We start from the raw sequence: 17736 nt of genomic DNA, 5'->3' as shown, positions 1-17736 counted from the left end.
CTCCGAAAACGCGCTAGCATTTTCTATTTTGTAGGGTTATTTATCTAAGTTTATTAATTTTCAATTTAGCTTTGAGCCAACTAATTGAGCCAAGGCAGAAACTGCCTTGGCTAGTCTGGAGTCTATTAACGTTTAACCGCTTCTAGTTTCCAAATGTTGTTCACGTAGTCGCGGATTGAGCGGTCTGATGTGAACTTACCAACCAATGCGGTGTTAAGAATGGCTTTCTTAGCCCAGCCCGCTTGGTCTTTGTACTGCTTGTCCATCTCTTCGTGTGCTTTCACATAAGAAGCGAAGTCCGCCAGACATAGGTATGGGTCGCCGCCATCGAGCAGACTATCAAACGTCGCACGTAGTAGACCTGGTTGACCTGGAGTGAATTCTTCACCCGTTAGTAGGTCTAGTGACGCTTTCAGTAGTGGGTCTGCGTGGTAGTAGTCGTAAGGGTTGTAACCTTGCGCTTTCACCGCTTGAACGCCATCAACGTCTAGGCCGAAGATGTAGATGTTCTCTTCGCCAACTTCTTCGCGAATCTCAACGTTCGCACCATCCATCGTACCGATAGTTAGAGCACCGTTTAGAGCCATCTTCATGTTACCCGTGCCCGATGCTTCTTTACCCGCTAGCGAGATTTGTTGAGAAACGTCTGCCGCTGGGATAATGATTTCAGCCATGCTTACACGGTAGTCAGGGATGAATACCACTTTTAGCTTGTTGCCAATGCGTGGATCGTTGTTGATCTTCTCAGCAATCTTGTTCACCGCGAAGATGATCTCTTTCGCTAGGTGGTAACCTGGTGCTGCTTTCGCTGCGAAGAAACATACGCGTGGCTCACACTCGAAACCAGGTTCATTCAAGATACGGTGGTACAGAGATAGAATGTGTAGCAAGTCTAGGTGCTGACGCTTGTACTCGTGCAGACGCTTGATTTGTACGTCGAAGATAGCGTTAGTATCTAGCTCGATACCCATGTTCTCTTGAACCCAATCAGCAAGACGCTGTTTGTTTTCTTTCTTAACAGCCATGAACTCTTTTTGGAATTTCGCGTCTGTCGCGTACTTAGCAATACCTTCTAGCTGCTCAAGTTTCGCCGGCCACTCAGAACCAATCTTATCTGTGATTAGCGCAGACAGGCCTGGGTTACAGAACTTCAACCAACGACGTGGCGTAATACCGTTTGTTACGTTAGTCAGTTTGCCTGGGAAGATCTCGTTGAATTCAGGGAATAGGTCTTTCTTAACTAACTGAGAGTGAAGCGCCGCTACACCGTTTACTTTGTAAGAGCCGATTACACATAGGTTTGCCATGCGAACCATGCGGTGGAAACCTTCTTGGATGATAGACAGCTTAGCTTGCTTCTCACCATCGCCAGGCCACATCTTACGAACTTCTTGTAGGAAGCGGTGGTTGATTTCAAAAATGATTTCCATGTGACGTGGAAGTAGGCGCTGGATTAGCGACTCAGACCAAGTCTCAAGAGCTTCAGGAAGTAGTGTGTGGTTCGTGTATGCGAACGTGTTTGCACTGATATCCCAAGCGGTATCCCAATCTAGGCCTTTCTCATCGATAAGGATGCGCATTAGCTCTGGGATAGCGATTGTTGGGTGCGTGTCGTTCAGCTGAATAGTCTCTTGCTTAGGCAGATCCGCTAGAGCAAAACCTGCTGCTTCGTGGCGACGTAGGATATCGCGAACAGACGCTGCAGAGTGGAAGTACTGCTGCATTAGACGAAGAGTCTTACCTTTTTCGTGGTTGTCGTTCGGGTATAGAACTTTAGTGATGTTACCAGCATCGATTAGCGCGTGTTGTGCTTCGAAGTAGTCACCGTTGTTGAAGCTTGCTAGTGAGAATGGCGCAATAGCCTGACATTCCCAAAGACGCAGTGGGTAAACAGTATCTGACTCGTAACCAACGATTGGTAGATCCCAAGGCATTGCTTTAACAGACATGCCCGGAACCCATTTACGAACTTGTTTCCCGTTCTCTTCAACCACTTCAACGTGACCGTAGAAACCGATCTCTTGTGCCAGTTCTGGGCGAGCAATCTCCCAAGGGTAACCTTCAACGCCACGCCATGCATCTGGCGCTTCTTTTTGGCGACCGTCTTCGAAAGACTGCTTAAATAGGCCGTATTCGTAGTGTAAGCCGTAACCGACTGTTGGGAATTCTTGAGCTGCACACGAATCCATGAAACATGCTGCTAAACGACCTAGGCCACCATTACCTAGTGATGGGTCACGCTCTTCTTCTAGAAGATCCGTCAGGTTTTGACCTAACTCCTCCATTGCATGAGTGATTTGCTCGTAAAGACCCATGCTGATCAGGTTGTTACCTGTTAGACGGCCAATGAGGAACTCAAGAGATAGGTAGTTAACGCTCTTGGCGTTTTTAATCTTCTCATCATTTTCAGTAGCAAGCAGATCGAATGTTGTCAGTTCTGCTAGAGCACGTCCCATTGCTAGGTACCATGCGCGGCTGTCCGCTGTTTCTACTGTTGTTGCGTAGGTTGCAGACAGATGTTTCTTAACACTTTCTTGGAACGACACTTTATCAAAAGTTTTTTGCTGAGTTGCTTTCATTTCAGAAATCTCGCTTTTATTTTTTCTAATTCATCTGTGACATATCGTGCATGGTCACAATTAACTAAACATCATCCCGGTCTAACGGCTGACTAGGAGTAGATGAAAGGGCGTAGGGGGCGTACTGACGTTGGGTTAGTGATCTAAATCTCATGTTCAGCTCCAGAATAAAAAATAGGAGTGATTATGATCACAAGCCCCCGTTCCATAACTTAACTTTGAATGATGAAATTTTTGTTTACCTATTTTCACTTTCTTGCGAGTTCTGATATTTGGATCACGAAATATTTTTCTTATTCTCACCTTTTACATAAATTCACGTGTAGAACTGAGCAATATCACGATCGCAAACCACATCATTTGGTGATTAATGTCACATTTATAGGGCGTAGCTGAGTCAAAACATGCCACAGTGCAAGATTTCTGAGGCTGATCATGGTCTGTGCCATTTTTCTTCACGTAACATAGCCTCAGAATTAATTCATAACGGCTTTTGTTCTGATGGTCGGTTATACACAATCGACTCTCCCTATAGAGATAAGAGCTACGGAATAGGTAACCTTCGACATGTGGATCCCGTCTAAACTGACTCGCCCGGGGCGATTACACAACGCAATCTTAAGACCACGCGTATTAGATCTGCTGCAAAATGCCGACTGCTATAAGCTTGTATTATTCCGCTCCCCTGCAGGCTACGGAAAAACGACGATGGCCGCTCAATGGTTGGTGGATAAACCTAACGTAGGGTGGTACAGCATTGACGATAGCGACAATGACGCTTTCCGTTTCATCAACTATCTGCTGCAATCTCTCAATAAAGCGACGCAAAACGCCTGCCCTAACGCGCAAAAATTAGCGGAAAAACGTCAGTTCTCATCACTGCACTCCCTATTGAGTGAAGTGTTCGCTGAAATGGCGAACTTTCATCATGAGTGCTTCCTTGTACTCGACGATTACCACCTTGTTAACAATGACGATGTGCATGAAGCGATGCGTTTCTTCTTGAAACATATGCCAGACAACTTAACGCTTGTTGTCACGAGTCGCGGGACACCACCACTTGGCACAGCAAACTTACGCGTACGTGACCTGATGATAGAACTAGGTAACGATTCGTTGGCATTTGATACGGAAGAAACTACTCGCTTCTTTAATCAACGCGTTACAGACGGCGTTGATGACATCACTGCGGGCAGCATCTGTGCCTATGTAGAAGGTTGGCCTTCCGCACTGCAGTTGATAGCTCTACAAGCACAGCATCAAAAGCGTACACTTGCTCAATCGGCAGAATCGGTTTCTCACTTTAATCACGCCCACCTCTGGGATTACTTAGTAGAAGAAGTCTTTGATTTACTGGACAAAGAGACTCGTCACTTCTTAATGCAGTGCTCTGTGTTAGATCACTTTAATGATGAGTTGGTGTGTGCACTCACTCAACGTGAAGACGCACTAGGAATGATTGAGTCTCTCAACCGGTTTGGACTGTTTATCTACCCATTAGAGGGTGAGAAAAACTGGTACCGTTTCCACAACCTATTCGCTGAGTTTTTAGCTCACGAACGTCAAGCGCGCATCCCTCAGCAAGAAGCAGAACTGCACAATGCAGCCGCCCAAGCGTGGCTAAAACAGAACACGCCTCACCAAGCTCTTCGCCATGCGCAAAGAGCCAACAATGCTGAGTTAATTGTCCAGATCTTAGGTACTCACGGCTGGCAGATGTTTAACCAAGGGGAACTCTCTTCATTAGAGATGGCGATCAAACAGCTAACGCCAGATCAGCTTTACAGTGACCCAAAACTGTCGATGCTGCGTGCTTGGTTAGCGCAGAGCCAACACCGCTATGACCAAGTAGGCACACTGTTAGAAGAGGCAGAGTCTCAATATCAGGCCCGTAATATTGAGCTTGATACCCAGCAGCAAGGTCAGTACAACGCACTCCGAGCCCAAGTTGCCATTAACAGCAACGAACCTGAAAAGGCACTCGAGCTAGCAGAATTGGCACTAAGCCAACTCAATACTACCGTCTACCGCAGCCGTATCGTTGCCACTTCGGTTGTAGGTGAAGTTAACCATGTAATGGGCAACTTAAGCCGCGCATTGCCTATGATGCAACAAACCGAGAAATTGGCACGCCAATATCAGGTATACCATCAAGCACTGTGGGCGATTTTGCAACAGAGCGAAATCCTGATAGCACAGGGGTACGTTCAAGCGGCTTTCGAACTTCAAGACAGTGCCTTTAAGCTTATCGAAGAACATCAACTACAATACGTACCACTTCATGAATTCCTGTTGCGCGTGCGTGCTCAGATCTGTTGGTGTTGGAACCGCTTAGACGAAGCGGAGGAGTGCTGCTACAAAGGATTAGATATTCTCGGTCACCACTCGCCAAGCAAGCACCTGCACAGCTACTCTATGCTAGCTCGCATTGCACTGAGCCGTGGTGAAATTGATAAAGCGGCCAAATTTATCGACCAGATTCAGCACCTTCTGCGCCAATCCACTTATCATGTAGATTGGACAGCGAACGCCTCTCTTTCACTTCTACTGTTCTGGCAAGTGAAAGGAGATAAAGATTCGATTCAAGATTGGTTGAACGTAGCAGTTCGCCCTGAGTCAGCGAGTAACCACTTCTGCCAGCTCCAGTGGCGTAACATCGTACGCGCACACATCATGTTGGAGCAGTTTGAAGAAGCTGAAGAAGCCCTGCTATTTTTGAAGAGTGAGGCAAAACGCTCGAATCTCGTGACAGACACCAACCGCAACTTGATTGTTGAAGCGGTACTGCGAATCAAAACCAACGATGAAGAGAGTGCGCGCATTCTACTTGAAGAAGCGCTACACATGACCAACCAAACCGGTATGGTCGGCAACTTCCTTGTTGATGGTTCAACGATTGGACACATTCTTGATAAGCTGAGTAATAAACCTGGCCTAGGCGATCTAGAACGCCACCGTGCGCAACAGATCATGAAGGACATCTCAACCACCCAGCGCAGCCGCTCTGTGCACTTCGATGAAGACTTTGTCGAGAACTTGGTCAACCACCCCAATATTCCTGAGCTTGTGCGTACTAGCCCACTCACGCAACGCGAATGGCAGGTACTGGGGCTAATCTACTCAGGCTTTAGTAACGAACAGATCGCACAAGAGCTGGATGTGGCAGGGACAACCATCAAGACCCACATTCGTAACTTGTATCAAAAGCTGAATATCGCCAACCGTAAAGAAGCGATCAGTACCGCTGAGAACTTATTGCAGTTAATGGGATACTAAAGAGATTCGAGATTCGAGAAAAAAAACAGCTAGTCGCTAATGGTGGCTGGCTTTTTTTTGCTTATAAAACAGAAGACACCAACTTGCAGACAAAAAAATAGCCAACCGCAATATTGGCGATTGGCTCTATATATGTGTGAACAATAATTAGGTTCACTAACAACGTCAGTTGGCTAGGTGACCCTCGGCTTAAGAAGGGTCAATCTAATTAAAGCAGGATGCGTGCCAACTTTAAAAGTGCAGCTTTTTGGGGAGAACATCGCAAAAAACCTCCCTAAACAACACTAAAATTGCAAAACGCAATTGCATTATGCAAACAAAACGCAATATAAATAAGAAATCAATTTCACTTCAACAAAAGATAAATCAAACTGAAATGCAGCGTCAGGTTGATAAATCTGCTTCCTGACATGAATTTAATGAGACAGCCTATCCAGATTCTGTGAACAAAAAATTAAAGTGATCTCCCCTGAATGCATATTCATACTTTTTTTACACCAAAGTTTGTATACTGCTCCAAACCATTATTAACTCTTAGAGACAAATGAACTACTTAAGTACTTTTTTTAAAGGCATGGCGATGGGTGCAGCCGATGTTGTGCCTGGCGTGTCGGGTGGCACGATTGCTTTTATTACTGGCATTTATGACACGCTGCTAGAAAGCATTCGTCGAATCAATCCCGGTGTTTTAGGCATCTGGAAACGTGAAGGCTTCAAAGCAGCATTCGACCACATTAATGGCTTTTTCTTAATTGCTCTATTTGGTGGCGTATTCACTAGCATCGCAACCTTAGCAAAACTGATCTCTTGGTTATTGGTCGCGCATCCTGTGCCGTTATGGTCTTTCTTCTTCGGTCTAATATTGGTATCGGTCTTCCATATACTCAAGCAAGTTCAAAAGCGCGATGCAATACGTGGTCTATTTCTGTTACTCGGCATTGCTTTTGCTTATAGCATCACGGTTCTTAAACCACTGCATATGGAACCGACCAGTATTAATGTGATGCTTGCGGGGGCGATAGCAATCTGTGCGATGATCCTTCCTGGTATATCGGGGAGTTTCATTTTACTCCTCATCGGCATGTATACACCTGTACTTGCTGCTGTAAAGGGATTCCAAATTGACATCCTACTGCTGTTTCTTTCTGGCTGTGTAATCGGTCTGTTAAGCTTCTCTCACGTGCTTTCTTGGCTACTGCGCTCATTCCGAGATATAACATTAGTATTCCTAACAGGCTTAATGGTTGGCACCTTACCAAAAATCTGGCCTTGGAAAGAGACCATCAGCTGGCGCACGAACTCTAAGGGTGAGCAAGTGCCGTTGATTCAAGAGAACCTTTCTCCATTTGAATTTGAATCCATTACATCTCAACCATCACAACTGATTCTAGCGATAGTCATGATGGTGGCAGCGATTCTATTAGTGCTTGGTCTAGAGAAATTCGCAGAGCGAAACGGTCATCAATAGAGCAGTAGATAGTAATCAGTAGATAAGCACCCAAAGCGAAGCAAGCAGCTTCGCTTTTTTATATCCGATTTATCCAACGAACCCATTGATCAATATCCCGCTTAATCACCACAACAAAGCTTCTACCCTACGCACAAAATTGTTTTTTGATACAAGCACGTAATGAGCTTTGTGATACCATCGCCCCTCAATATAAGGAATGATGAGAGCCCCTATGCACCCAGCACTTAAGGTTGCGATGGTAAGCGCAGCGCTGCTTGCCGGCTTCTTTGGCCCACAACTACTTGAGCACATAAATCACGCTCTAGATTCTCAAAAAGAGCAAAACATCAGCCACTACTGCATGTTGAGTACGCAAGAGTGCGCTCAAGACTCGGTCACCATGGTGTTTGAGCGCGACACCGCTCAGCCTCTGGTGCCTGCTACTCTAACCGTCACTTGGGATGGCACCAGTTCAGACCAACTTCAGTTGTCACTCAGTGGTTTAGAGATGGAGATGGGTACGGCGAGATTTCAATTAAAGCGCACCGAAGGGAACACCTTCCAAGGTGACGTGATTTTACCTGTGTGTACCATGGACAAGATGACATGGCTCGGTGAGTTAACCGACGGTAACAATACGGTACACCCTGCAATAAGGATGGAAAGATGAGTAAAAACTGGTCACTCGCATTAGTCGTTGCATTCGTACTCGGATTCGGGATCAAAACCTACCTTGATGAACAGAGTAAAACTCAGATGCAACTAGAGAAAGAGCAACAGATCTCGGCAACTACCCTATTTGGTAAAGATAACCAACCGGTAGAGATCTTCGACGAAAATGATACTCGAGTGCGTATTGTGTACTTTGGCTTCACACGCTGCCCCGACGTTTGCCCCACGTCACTTGCCATGTTAGCTGGAGCGCTCAATCAGCTTTCTGAAGAAGAGGTTGCGAGCGTTCGCCCGATGTTTATCTCTCTAGACCCAGAACGTGATGCTGCAGAAGCATCTTATGAATACGCACAATACTTCCACCCGAATATGGAAGGATTAAGCGGCCCTCTTGATACCACAACAGCGTTGGCTCATAACTACGGTGTGATCTTCCGTAAGTCAGAGTTAGAAGGCTCAGAGCTTGAATACACACTCGACCACAGCTCATATTTCTACTTTTTAAAGCCTGATGGCACCTTGATTACTAAGGTCCCACATACGCTTACGCCAGCACCGATTGTTGATGCGATTAAAAAGCTATGAATAGAATGAAGAACTTGGACCGCTCTCACGATTAAGTGAAAGTTTCAGGTCAATTTCGCGCAATTAAAACCATGACAGCTTCTCGTTGTCATGGTTTTTTGTTAGAGTCGTCAAGCAATTTGAGATCGAGTGGTATGACATCGAGTTATATTACTACTGTCAATAACTCACCAAGGAGAACGTCCATGATTGTAATGAACCTATTAGCGCCCGTAGTAAAAGAAGCGTACTACTCGTAAGGCAACAACCACTTACTTTCCCTTACGACCAATAAGTTACTTCATGTATCTGTAACTTGTTATAAAGCATTGTGTAAACATCACTCACACTAAGCTGAAAAATCTATTACCGCCTTCTTTTACCCGGTTTGCGCTGCAGACAAGCACAAAACCCGGGGTCCTATCTATTGAATTCGACCCATATTCTCATTTTTTGACATCGCAATAGCGCCAAAGTCGCGAGTTGTATGTCGAGGTATAGCAATGAATTCTAAAAACGCATTTTCCGATCCAGTTTCAATCTCGCAACTTGGATGGAAACCTATTTTTCAACAACAGCTAACACTTGAAGATTACGAGCAAGAAAACTTCGCAGCTCGGATAATCGCACATCACCGGAGCGGTTATACACTTGCATCTGAGAAAGGAGAAATCCATCTCGCGATTCACCATGCCCTGCCCGCTATGACAGTGGGTGACTGGGTGATACTCAAACCCAACCAACAATTTGAGCGATTATTGGATCGCCAGTCACTTTTCAGCCGAAAGGCTTCAGGTACTCGAGTCGCAGAACAACTGATCTCGGCCAACATTACGACCGTGTTCATCGTCGTATCCTTGAACCACGATTTCAATCTAAGCCGTATTGAGCGTTACTTAGCACTGGCTAATGAAGCGAAAGTAGAGCCTGTCATCGTCTTAACCAAAAAAGACTTATGTGACGACTGGGAGACCAAAGTCAGCCAAGTTCAGACTCTAGATCCGTTGCTCATGATTGAAACCGTCAACGGACTTGATTTAGAGTCAGTTCAGGTACTCGCACCATGGTGCACATCTGGTGCGACTGTCGCTTTGATGGGCTCATCGGGAGTCGGTAAGTCGACAATCGTCAACTCTCTGATGGCCGAGCAAGCTCAAGCGACGGGTGGGATTCGTGAAGACGACAGCAAAGGTCGACACACAACCACATCACGTTCACTTCATTTGCTGAAAGACGGTGGTTTGTTGATCGATACTCCAGGAATGCGAGAGCTGCAACTTTCTGACTGTGCTGAAGGTGTCAGTGAAACCTTTGCCGACATTGAAGAACTTTCCATGCGTTGTCGCTTCTCAGATTGCCAACATCAATCTGAGCCTGGCTGTGCGATTCAACGTGCACTAGAAAGTGGCGAGATTACTGAACGTCGGTTTAAGAACTACCAGAAACTGCTCCGTGAACAAGCGAGAAACAGCGCAACGCTAGCCCAGCAACGCGCAAACTTTAAGCAGTTGACTAAGATGTATCGCAATGTTCAGAGCGAAAGCCGTCATCGAAAACAGTTTGATGATTAATATGCATACTTAGTCATCAAATAGCGAACTAAGATAAAGCCATATATGCTGCCGATGAGTGATTACTCGGCAGCATTTTTATATTTTAGATATCAATTCTGAATACATAGTTTGCATAACCATTTCTTGCCAGATCCAATCACAGACACATCAACTGAGCATGCATATTTGTAAAGATTTATATCTTATATGTCATACATAAATTTAACAATTAAAGCCAAAACACCTACACAGCGCAAACAATTACACTAAAATGAAACTAATCCTAGACACTGAGATTAATCAAGCTAATATGAGCGCCCATTCGACTAGTGTATAGTTCAAAATGGTTCAATTTTATAAAAGAAATATCACTATAATAAGTTAACAATTGCAGGTAATTTATGCAAAATCACAACATGTTCGCCCGCATCGCTCGTGGAAATCTTGTTCTTCAGATCCTTGCTGGTATTGTATTCGGTGTCGTTCTAGCCATGTTCTCGCCTTCGGCGGCTCAAGATGCAGGTCTGCTTGGTAGTCTGTTCGTAGGTGCGTTAAAAGCTGTAGCTCCAATTTTAGTATTCATTCTTGTTGCTGCTTCTATCGCCAACCAAAAGAAAGGTCAGCATACCCATATGCGTCCAATCATTGTGCTTTACCTGATTGGTACTTTCTCGGCTGCACTAACAGCGGTAGTTCTGAGCTTTATGTTCCCAACCACTTTAACTCTGGTTGCAGGTGCTGAAGGCGCAAACCCTCCACAGGGCATCACAGAGGTTCTACAAACTCTGCTATTCAAACTGGTTGATAACCCAGTAAATGCACTGATGAACGCAAACTACATCGGTATCCTGGCATGGGCAATCGGTCTAGGTCTTGCTCTGCACCACGCTTCAGCGACAACCAAAGCGGTATTCGAAGACCTAAGCCACAGTGTTTCACACATTGTTCGCTTCATTATTCGTCTAGCACCTTTCGGTATTTTCGGTCTAGTATCTGCAACGTTTGCAACTACCGGCTTCGAAGCGCTAGCAAGCTACGGCCAACTTCTTGCTGTGCTGCTAAGCTCTATGCTGATCATCGCACTGGTTATCAACCCGATCATCGTATTTGTTAAGACTAAGCAGAACCCTTACCCGCTGGTTCTTCAGTGTCTACGTGAGTCAGGTGTAACAGCATTCTTCACTCGTTCAAGTGCAGCAAACATCCCTGTAAACATGAACCTATGTAAGAAGCTTAATCTAGACGAAGATACCTACTCTGTATCTATCCCACTAGGTGCAACCATCAACATGGCTGGCGCGGCAATCACGATTACTGTACTAACACTTGCTGCAGTGCACACTATGGGTATTCAAATCGATATCTTCACTGCAATCCTTCTAAGCTTGGTTGCTGCTGTATCTGCATGTGGTGCTTCTGGCGTTGCAGGCGGCTCTCTACTGCTTATCCCACTGGCGTGTGGTCTATTCGGTATCTCGAACGACGTAGCAATGCAAGTTGTCGCGGTAGGCTTCATTATCGGTGTAATTCAAGATTCAGCTGAGACAGCATTGAACAGCTCTACAGACGTGGTATTCACTGCCGCTGTATGTAAGGCTGAACAGCAAAAGTCTGACGCTTAATCTCACATTAAGATTGCAAAAGGGGGCAGCCATTGGCTGCCCCCTCAGACTGCTGACAAAGGTCTAGCTTTCAAGCTAGACCTTTGATCTAATAGGGGTATCGAAATATGGATATCTCACTATGCTTCAAGAGCCTTCACCTCAACAATATGAACTCGAAATGGTCACCATGGAACAGCTCGTTCCTCAGAACCATTTAGTTCGTAAGATAGATAAAGCCATCGACTTCGAGTTTATCCGTAATGAAGTCGCTCACCTCTACTGTAAAGACAACGGTCGCCCACCTGTTGACCCTGTACGCCTGTTTAAAATCATCCTGCTTGGTTACCTCTTCGGAATAAAAAGCGAGCGACAACTCGTGAAAGAGATTGAAGTCAATGTCGCTTATCGATGGTTCCTGCGTATGTCACTGACAGAGAAAGTTATCCATGCATCGACACTCAGCCAAAACCGTATTCGCCGCTTTAATGGTACCGATGTGTTTGAGCGTATCTTTATCAATATCGTAGAGCAGGCAATGGCGAAAGGTTTGGTCGCAGGCCAAGAACTATTTACTGACAGCACGCACCTAAAAGCCAATGCCAACAAAAATAAGCACACGAACAAAGTGACTAAGGTTCGCGCCAGTGCTTATCTTGATATGCTCGATGAAGATGTCGCGCTAGACCGAGAGAAAGAGGGTAAGAAACCTCTAAAGTCACGTACCGCTGAGCCTAAAACTAAGAACACCAAAACGAGTACTACCGACCCGGAAAGTGGCTTCATGACTCGAGATAATAAGCCCCAAGGCTTCTTCTATCTCGACCACCGTACAGTGGATGGACAGCATGGCATTATCTTAGATACCCATGTCACAGCAGGTAATATCAATGACTCTCAACCTTATGTGAAGCGTCTGGACTATACCCTAGAGCAATTTAACCTTAATCCAATCGCCGTTGGACTCGACGCGGGCTACTTCACTGCGCCAGTCGCTGAGTCATTAGAGCGTCGAAATATCTTGGGCGTGTTCGGTTATCGCAGACCATCGAGAACAAAGAATGCGTTCAAGAAAAAGCACTTCATCTACAATGAAGAGCGAGACAGTTACCGCTGCCCTAACGGTCAAGAGCTCATCTATAAAACAACGTCTAGAGATGCGTATCGTGAGTATCACTCCGACCCGAAAGAGTGTGCGTTCTGTCCAATGAGAGATGACTGTACGCAAAGTAAAAATATGAAGAAAGTCATTACAATACACATCTATACGGACGCGATGGATAGAGCCAACCAAATGCGGCTCTCACCTTATGGAAAAAGACGTATAGGCGAAGAAGTGAGACGGTAGAGCGGAGCTTCGCCGACGCTAAGCAGCACCATGGTCACCGTTATGCCCGCTTCCGCGGGCTCTCGAAAGTGCAAATGCAATGTTGGTTGGCAGCTGCCGCTCAAAACATCAAGAAGATAGCCTTGGTGGTGAGCTATTTACAAAAAATAGGGCTAAATATGTCCCAAATACGTCAAATTATGGCGTCTAGATGCCAATTTAAGTGTTGGGCTCTTCCAAACTTCGCATAATAAAAAAATATCGCGATCGCGGCCTACGGCCGCTCGAAAAAGAGAACCCCACTTCAAAAAGTGGGGTTCGTCAGCAATCTGAGGGGGCAGCCATTGGCTGCCCCCTTTTTGTTTACTTCAATTCCTACACCACAGTATTTATCGATTCATGTTTGAAATTCAATGATTGTTTTTGAGCTAACTTTTCCAACTAGGCTGAACGGTCGACTGACTAAAATCGAGACTAGCAGCACCATTATTTGGCTTGTTAGGTGATGGATCAAACGGCACATGTGTGTAGTCACCCACGTCTTTTACTGGCTGCTGCTCCAACGCTGTGTCTTCTGCTATCTCTTCCGGCAAAACATCGATCCCCTCTTCTGTTTTTTTAGGCACTGGCACTTTACGTTTATAAAGTTTATTGAGCGCCTTAATAACGGAGTGTTTCGTTACGGATTCTTGAGAAAGTTTGGTCATAATAGGCTTGGTCAATGCCTGTAATCCGACGATCGAATCAACGCCAAGGTTCCCCCCAACTTTATCACGCAACGCTTTTGCAGGTTCATACCCAAAATGAGCCGATAAAAACAACCAGATGTAGGCGATAGCGTTGCCGTGCTCCCCCTGATCAATCCAAGCTTCACCGGCATGGTACATGGCTTCAGTATTGTTTTTTTCCGCAGCGCACTCTAACCAATAACAGCCGAGACCATGATTTTTTTCAACACCTAAACCATTCAGATAACTCAGGCCAAGCTTAATCTTACCATTGAGGTCGTGTTTATCTGCCGCCATTCTAAACCAATCTACAGCGTTTTCTGGGGAGTAATCTGAATTATCTTTGTCTAGGCACCAATCACCCATAAACAACATCGCTTCGGTGTGCCCACTGGTGGCTGCTTCTTCAATCAACGCATAACCTTTCGGTATGTTCTTAGTAGTGCCTCGACCATGTATCAACGCTTGCCCCATATTGAACTTAGCATCGGAATCGTTATCCAGCGCAGCAATCGCTAACTGCCAAAAGTTAGCCTGCTCTTTTAAGATCAAGTCTTCTTTACGTTTCATACTCAATCGCACGATGCCATACATGCCATTGACATTATCTTGCTGGGCCGCTTTCTCATACCAATAGAGCGCCTCTTTAATATTATTCCGTTCGGCTTCTTTGGCGAGATACAAGATTGAAGGTATGTGGCCGGTCTCGGCTTTAAAAAGACGATCTTTTTTCTCTTGAAGGCGTGCCTTCTCAATCGCCTTTCGATAAGCGACCTCCCTAGCCTTACGCTCCTGCTCCAATCGTTGCTTTCTCAGAGATAAAGAGAGCAGCCAAACGACGACTAAGATCAGAGAAAGTGCAGTTGCACCGATAGCGATGCCCATTGTGCTCATAACGTCCCAACTGTTTTTTGTTCAACTAGTATTATTGTTGTATCGATACTAGTCGATAAATGGAGATTAGTAGGCAAAAGAAAGAATCTATAGCCATCATGAGTTTAGTATCTCAGGATTCTTGTGCCATAAGAAGCTAAACCGACTTGTTCAGAATGAAATGCTAGTGGGTGATGTGATACTGCTTCCAACCCAAGCTCTTCACTTGGTACCACTGCAGAAACAGTCATCTCGCCCTTTAATCTTGTTAACCATCATACTCACTCTCGGCATATTTCCCTACTCAACATCACGAAACTGTTACTGTGCTATCGTTTCGTTTAGCAGCAAGGCTAGGCTAGTTGTAGGGATAACCTGTACCCAAAATAGTTACACTGTAACCAAGTGGTAGCTAAAATCCCTCTGGTCACCTCATTTATACGCCACTTTTTTGCTCAGTTTTACATTGTAAATCGGGGGCACCAAAATTCCTCGGCAAACACCAAATACAAAAAAGCGGCTTGAAACCCATGCCTCAAACCGCCCAAACTCACTGTTTTATCAATCTTACTACTTTTCACCCTGCATTCTTTCCCAGATAGTCGGTGACCCAATGTAATCTTGAACACAGCTAATGAACTCTTTTACCAACTTTGTCTGCTTGCGATGGGGGTACACGGCATAGATAGCAGTCTCTTCGGTTGAAATGCGGTAGTCGGGCAGCAATTGAACGAGCCCAAGGTCTTTCATTGGTGCGTGCAGATTGGACTGATCCATTAAACCATAACCCAAGCCATCACTGACACCCGAGACAATGGTACGTACATCACTCACCTTATAGTTGCCTTGCAGTGACAATACTTGGTAGGTATCGCCATTCGGCTGCTCACTAATACGCAATTGATCGAGCGTCATATCACCGTTGGTATAGATAATCGCAGGTAGCGACAACAGATCCTGTGGCGTTTGGGGCTCGCCATGCTCAGCGATAAAATCGTGCGATGCCACCAACATAAAGTGGCTATCTGCTATTTTTTTGGCAATAAGGTTCGACTCAATCAACTTACTGAAACGAAAAGCGATATCGATTTTTCCCGCAATGATATTGGCAATCTTATCGTCCAGAGAGAGTACGATCTGAACATCGGGATAGCGACGCATAAATTGAGTGACGATCGGTTGCAAATACTGCTGTCCAAAATAGATTGGTGAAGTGATCCGAAGCACACCTTTGGGTTCAGACTGATACGAATCGGCAATCCCTTGAATCTGATTTAAGGTGTCTTGCAGAACACGGGCTTGCGCTAGAATCTCTTCACCCGCAGAAGTCAGTGAAAACGATCGTGTAGATCGGTTGAGTAGCTGTACACCAAGGTCAACTTCCAAACGTTTAATTTGCTTAGACAGAGACGAATTATCCATGTCATGAAGCGCCGCCGCTTTGGTAAAAGATCCTTGCTGGACCACATCGAGAAATAGCAATAGTTGATTAGTATTTAACACATGACTCTCTCTAGAGAATAGATTCGATTAACGTTCGTCTTTGGGCGTATCCATCACTACCATGGTTGTAATAGACTGTACTTGAGCGCACTCACCCAGCACATCGGCATGAAACTTTTTATAACTGGATAAATCTTGAGTCTCCACTCGCAAAAGGTATTCGTTCGCCCCTGTAATGTTATGGCACTCAACGACCTCTTTTTCCAAGCTTACATGGTCTTCAAACTCTTGCTGTGCAGCTTTGCTATGGCTTGATAAGCCAATCGATACATACGCGACAAAACCAACCCCCATTAAGGTGTTATCGAGTATAGCTCGATAGCCCTGAATGATGCCTTGTCTCTCTAGTTCCTGAACGCGACGCAAGGTCGCAGACGGAGATAAACCGATGCGCTCCGAGAGCTCAATATTGGAGACTCTGCCGTCTGCTTTCAGCTCAAGCAATATCCTTTCGTCAAATCTATCCATAGGTGAATTTAATTGTGCAATTAATGAATTTAACTCGAATAAAAGCACATAATTGCCCAAGTTTCCACTTAGTATGAATAGTGACCGGTCAGACACAACTGTAATTTTCACTATTTAGGAACAACGCCATGCCTTTTGAACAACTTACCGCACTCGCGTTATTTGCGTTTGTCTCGACCTTCACACCGGGCCCAAACAACATCATGTTGATGACTTCAGGTGCCAATGTAGGCTTCACCAAGACCATTCCACACATGTTGGGTATCGCACTTGGCTTCGCCATTATGCTGCTATTGGTCGGTTTTGGATTGATGGGTTTGTTCCACAGCTTCCCTATTATTCATCAAGTGTTGAAGTACCTGAGCTTGGCGTATTTGGTTTATCTAGCGATTAAGATTGCCACCAGCGGCAAAGCAGAAGAGAAAGAGAGCTACAAACCGATGTCGTTTCTAGCCGCTGCAAGCTTTCAGTGGGTTAACCCGAAAGGATGGTCAATGGCATTGACGGCAATTTCTGTATATAGCACTGGTAGCTCTTGGGTTGAGCTCGCGATCATCGCCGCTATCTTTACCCTTGCTAACCTGCCATCAGTCACCTTTTGGACGGCAGCAGGAAAGCAACTGCAACACTGGCTGACCACGCCACTGCGTATCAAAGGCTTTAACTACGCAATGGCATTGTTGTTGTTAGTGTCGACCGTACCAATGATTTAAGTGTTTGCTGATTCACTTCTTACTGAATCTACAACCAGCTAGAGAGCGCCTCTTGAGGCAGAGTCAATATCGACTGTCCATGAGGCGTTAATGTCCACACAAACCCTAGAATATTCAGACCACAGCAGATGAAAAACAGCGTTTTAAAGGGTTGTTTTTGAGTCTTATGTCGAAACTGCTGCTGGGCTATCAACGCACCTAACCAACCCCCACACAACGCAAGCAGATGGAGCGTATTCTCTGGGACACGCCACTCACCTTTTATTGCCGCTCGCTTATCTTTTGCGTAAATAATATAAGTCAGCAGGCCCATCAACATATATCCTCCTAGCATCAGCTTTGAGCTTGAATAAAACACGATCGAAAGACTCACGATAAAGAGATAGGTAAACACAATTTTTAATGATGACGACAAGGTTATCCCCTATT

13 protein-coding genes are annotated in these 17736 nt (G+C 45.3%); 8 read left to right on the top strand and 5 right to left on the bottom strand.

Annotated elements, in window-relative coordinates:
- Positions 1-125 precede the first annotated feature (125 nt).
- Positions 126-2579 carry a glycogen/starch/alpha-glucan phosphorylase gene (locus AC6I7V_RS17970; protein WP_255232159.1) on the bottom strand — a complete coding sequence of 818 codons (2454 nt, stop codon included), beginning with the start codon at positions 2577-2579 and terminating at the stop codon, positions 126-128.
- A gap of 567 nt (positions 2580-3146) precedes the next feature.
- Here AC6I7V_RS17970 and malT point away from each other — a divergent pair.
- The 7 genes from malT (at position 3147) to AC6I7V_RS17935 (ending at position 13273) form a co-directional block, all read left to right on the top strand.
- Positions 3147-5855, top strand: coding sequence for an HTH-type transcriptional regulator MalT (gene malT, locus AC6I7V_RS17965; protein WP_255232160.1), 2709 nt, complete (start codon positions 3147-3149; stop codon positions 5853-5855).
- A 544-nt stretch (positions 5856-6399) separates the two neighbouring features.
- Positions 6400-7323 carry a polyprenyl-phosphate transporter gene (locus AC6I7V_RS17960; protein WP_498011787.1) on the top strand — a complete coding sequence of 308 codons (924 nt, stop codon included), beginning with the start codon at positions 6400-6402 and terminating at the stop codon, positions 7321-7323.
- Between the two features lie 214 nt (positions 7324-7537).
- Positions 7538-7975 carry a hypothetical protein gene (locus AC6I7V_RS17955; protein ID WP_498011786.1) on the top strand — a complete coding sequence of 146 codons (438 nt, stop codon included), beginning with the start codon at positions 7538-7540 and terminating at the stop codon, positions 7973-7975.
- Positions 7972-8562: an SCO family protein gene (locus AC6I7V_RS17950; protein WP_498011785.1), complete on the top strand. Its 591-nt coding sequence runs from the start codon at positions 7972-7974 to the stop codon at positions 8560-8562. The genes AC6I7V_RS17955 and AC6I7V_RS17950 overlap by 4 nt, the downstream gene beginning before the upstream one ends.
- A 482-nt stretch (positions 8563-9044) precedes the next feature.
- Positions 9045-10112, top strand: a complete 1068-nt coding sequence (gene rsgA, locus AC6I7V_RS17945) for a ribosome small subunit-dependent GTPase A (RefSeq protein WP_498011784.1) — start codon at positions 9045-9047, stop codon at positions 10110-10112.
- A gap of 383 nt (positions 10113-10495) precedes the next feature.
- Positions 10496-11716, top strand: coding sequence for a serine/threonine transporter SstT (gene sstT / locus AC6I7V_RS17940; protein WP_032550540.1), 1221 nt, complete (start codon positions 10496-10498; stop codon positions 11714-11716).
- Between the two features lie 121 nt (positions 11717-11837).
- A protein-coding gene (locus tag AC6I7V_RS17935; protein ID WP_498011467.1) for an IS1182 family transposase occupies positions 11838-13273 on the top strand; the annotation gives its coding sequence in 2 pieces (ribosomal slippage) (positions 11838-13011 and positions 13011-13273; 1437 coding nt in all).
- Positions 13274-13450: 177 nt separating this feature from the next.
- Here AC6I7V_RS17935 and AC6I7V_RS17930 read toward each other — a convergent pair.
- The 3 genes from AC6I7V_RS17930 to AC6I7V_RS17920 all read right to left on the bottom strand — a co-directional run bounded on the left by AC6I7V_RS17930 (position 13451) and on the right by AC6I7V_RS17920 (position 16594).
- Positions 13451-14635, bottom strand: coding sequence for a tetratricopeptide repeat protein (locus AC6I7V_RS17930; RefSeq protein WP_498012368.1), 1185 nt, complete (start codon positions 14633-14635; stop codon positions 13451-13453).
- 558 nt (positions 14636-15193) lie between these two features.
- The gene (locus AC6I7V_RS17925; RefSeq protein ID WP_498011783.1) at positions 15194-16126 is read right to left on the bottom strand and encodes a LysR family transcriptional regulator; all 933 of its coding nucleotides are present in this window, start codon (positions 16124-16126) and stop codon (positions 15194-15196) included.
- Between the two features lie 27 nt (positions 16127-16153).
- Complete coding sequence (locus tag AC6I7V_RS17920; RefSeq protein ID WP_261883396.1) at positions 16154-16594, bottom strand: Lrp/AsnC family transcriptional regulator; 441 nt, start codon at positions 16592-16594, stop codon at positions 16154-16156.
- A 128-nt stretch (positions 16595-16722) separates the two neighbouring features.
- Between AC6I7V_RS17920 and AC6I7V_RS17915 the strand changes: the two genes are divergently transcribed.
- Positions 16723-17307, top strand: coding sequence for a LysE family translocator (locus tag AC6I7V_RS17915; RefSeq protein ID WP_032550544.1), 585 nt, complete (start codon positions 16723-16725; stop codon positions 17305-17307).
- 28 nt (positions 17308-17335) lie between these two features.
- On the opposite strand, the gene AC6I7V_RS17910 is transcribed toward AC6I7V_RS17915, so the two are convergent.
- Complete coding sequence (locus tag AC6I7V_RS17910; protein ID WP_498011782.1) at positions 17336-17722, bottom strand: DUF1294 domain-containing protein; 387 nt, start codon at positions 17720-17722, stop codon at positions 17336-17338.
- Positions 17723-17736: the final 14 nt, after the last annotated feature.

The organism is Vibrio sp. KUL70, from assembly GCF_059725515.1.
The sequence above is the reverse complement of the archived record's forward strand: the minus strand, read 5'-3'. Positions and strand labels throughout refer to the sequence as shown.

Bases quoted from the DNA above. Each gene is read 5' to 3' on its own strand.
- AC6I7V_RS17970 (WP_255232159.1), bottom strand. From the start codon at position 2,579: ATGAAAGCAACTCAGCAAAAAACTTTTGATAAAGTGTCGTTCCAAGAA.
- malT (WP_255232160.1), top strand. From the start codon at position 3,147: ATGTGGATCCCGTCTAAACTGACTCGCCCGGGGCGATTACACAACGCA.
- AC6I7V_RS17960 (WP_498011787.1), top strand. From the start codon at position 6,400: ATGAACTACTTAAGTACTTTTTTTAAAGGCATGGCGATGGGTGCAGCC.
- AC6I7V_RS17955 (WP_498011786.1), top strand. From the start codon at position 7,538: ATGCACCCAGCACTTAAGGTTGCGATGGTAAGCGCAGCGCTGCTTGCC.
- AC6I7V_RS17950 (WP_498011785.1), top strand. From the start codon at position 7,972: ATGAGTAAAAACTGGTCACTCGCATTAGTCGTTGCATTCGTACTCGGA.
- rsgA (WP_498011784.1), top strand. From the start codon at position 9,045: ATGAATTCTAAAAACGCATTTTCCGATCCAGTTTCAATCTCGCAACTT.
- sstT (WP_032550540.1), top strand. From the start codon at position 10,496: ATGCAAAATCACAACATGTTCGCCCGCATCGCTCGTGGAAATCTTGTT.
- AC6I7V_RS17930 (WP_498012368.1), bottom strand. From the start codon at position 14,635: ATGGGCATCGCTATCGGTGCAACTGCACTTTCTCTGATCTTAGTCGTC.
- AC6I7V_RS17920 (WP_261883396.1), bottom strand. From the start codon at position 16,594: ATGGATAGATTTGACGAAAGGATATTGCTTGAGCTGAAAGCAGACGGC.
- AC6I7V_RS17915 (WP_032550544.1), top strand. From the start codon at position 16,723: ATGCCTTTTGAACAACTTACCGCACTCGCGTTATTTGCGTTTGTCTCG.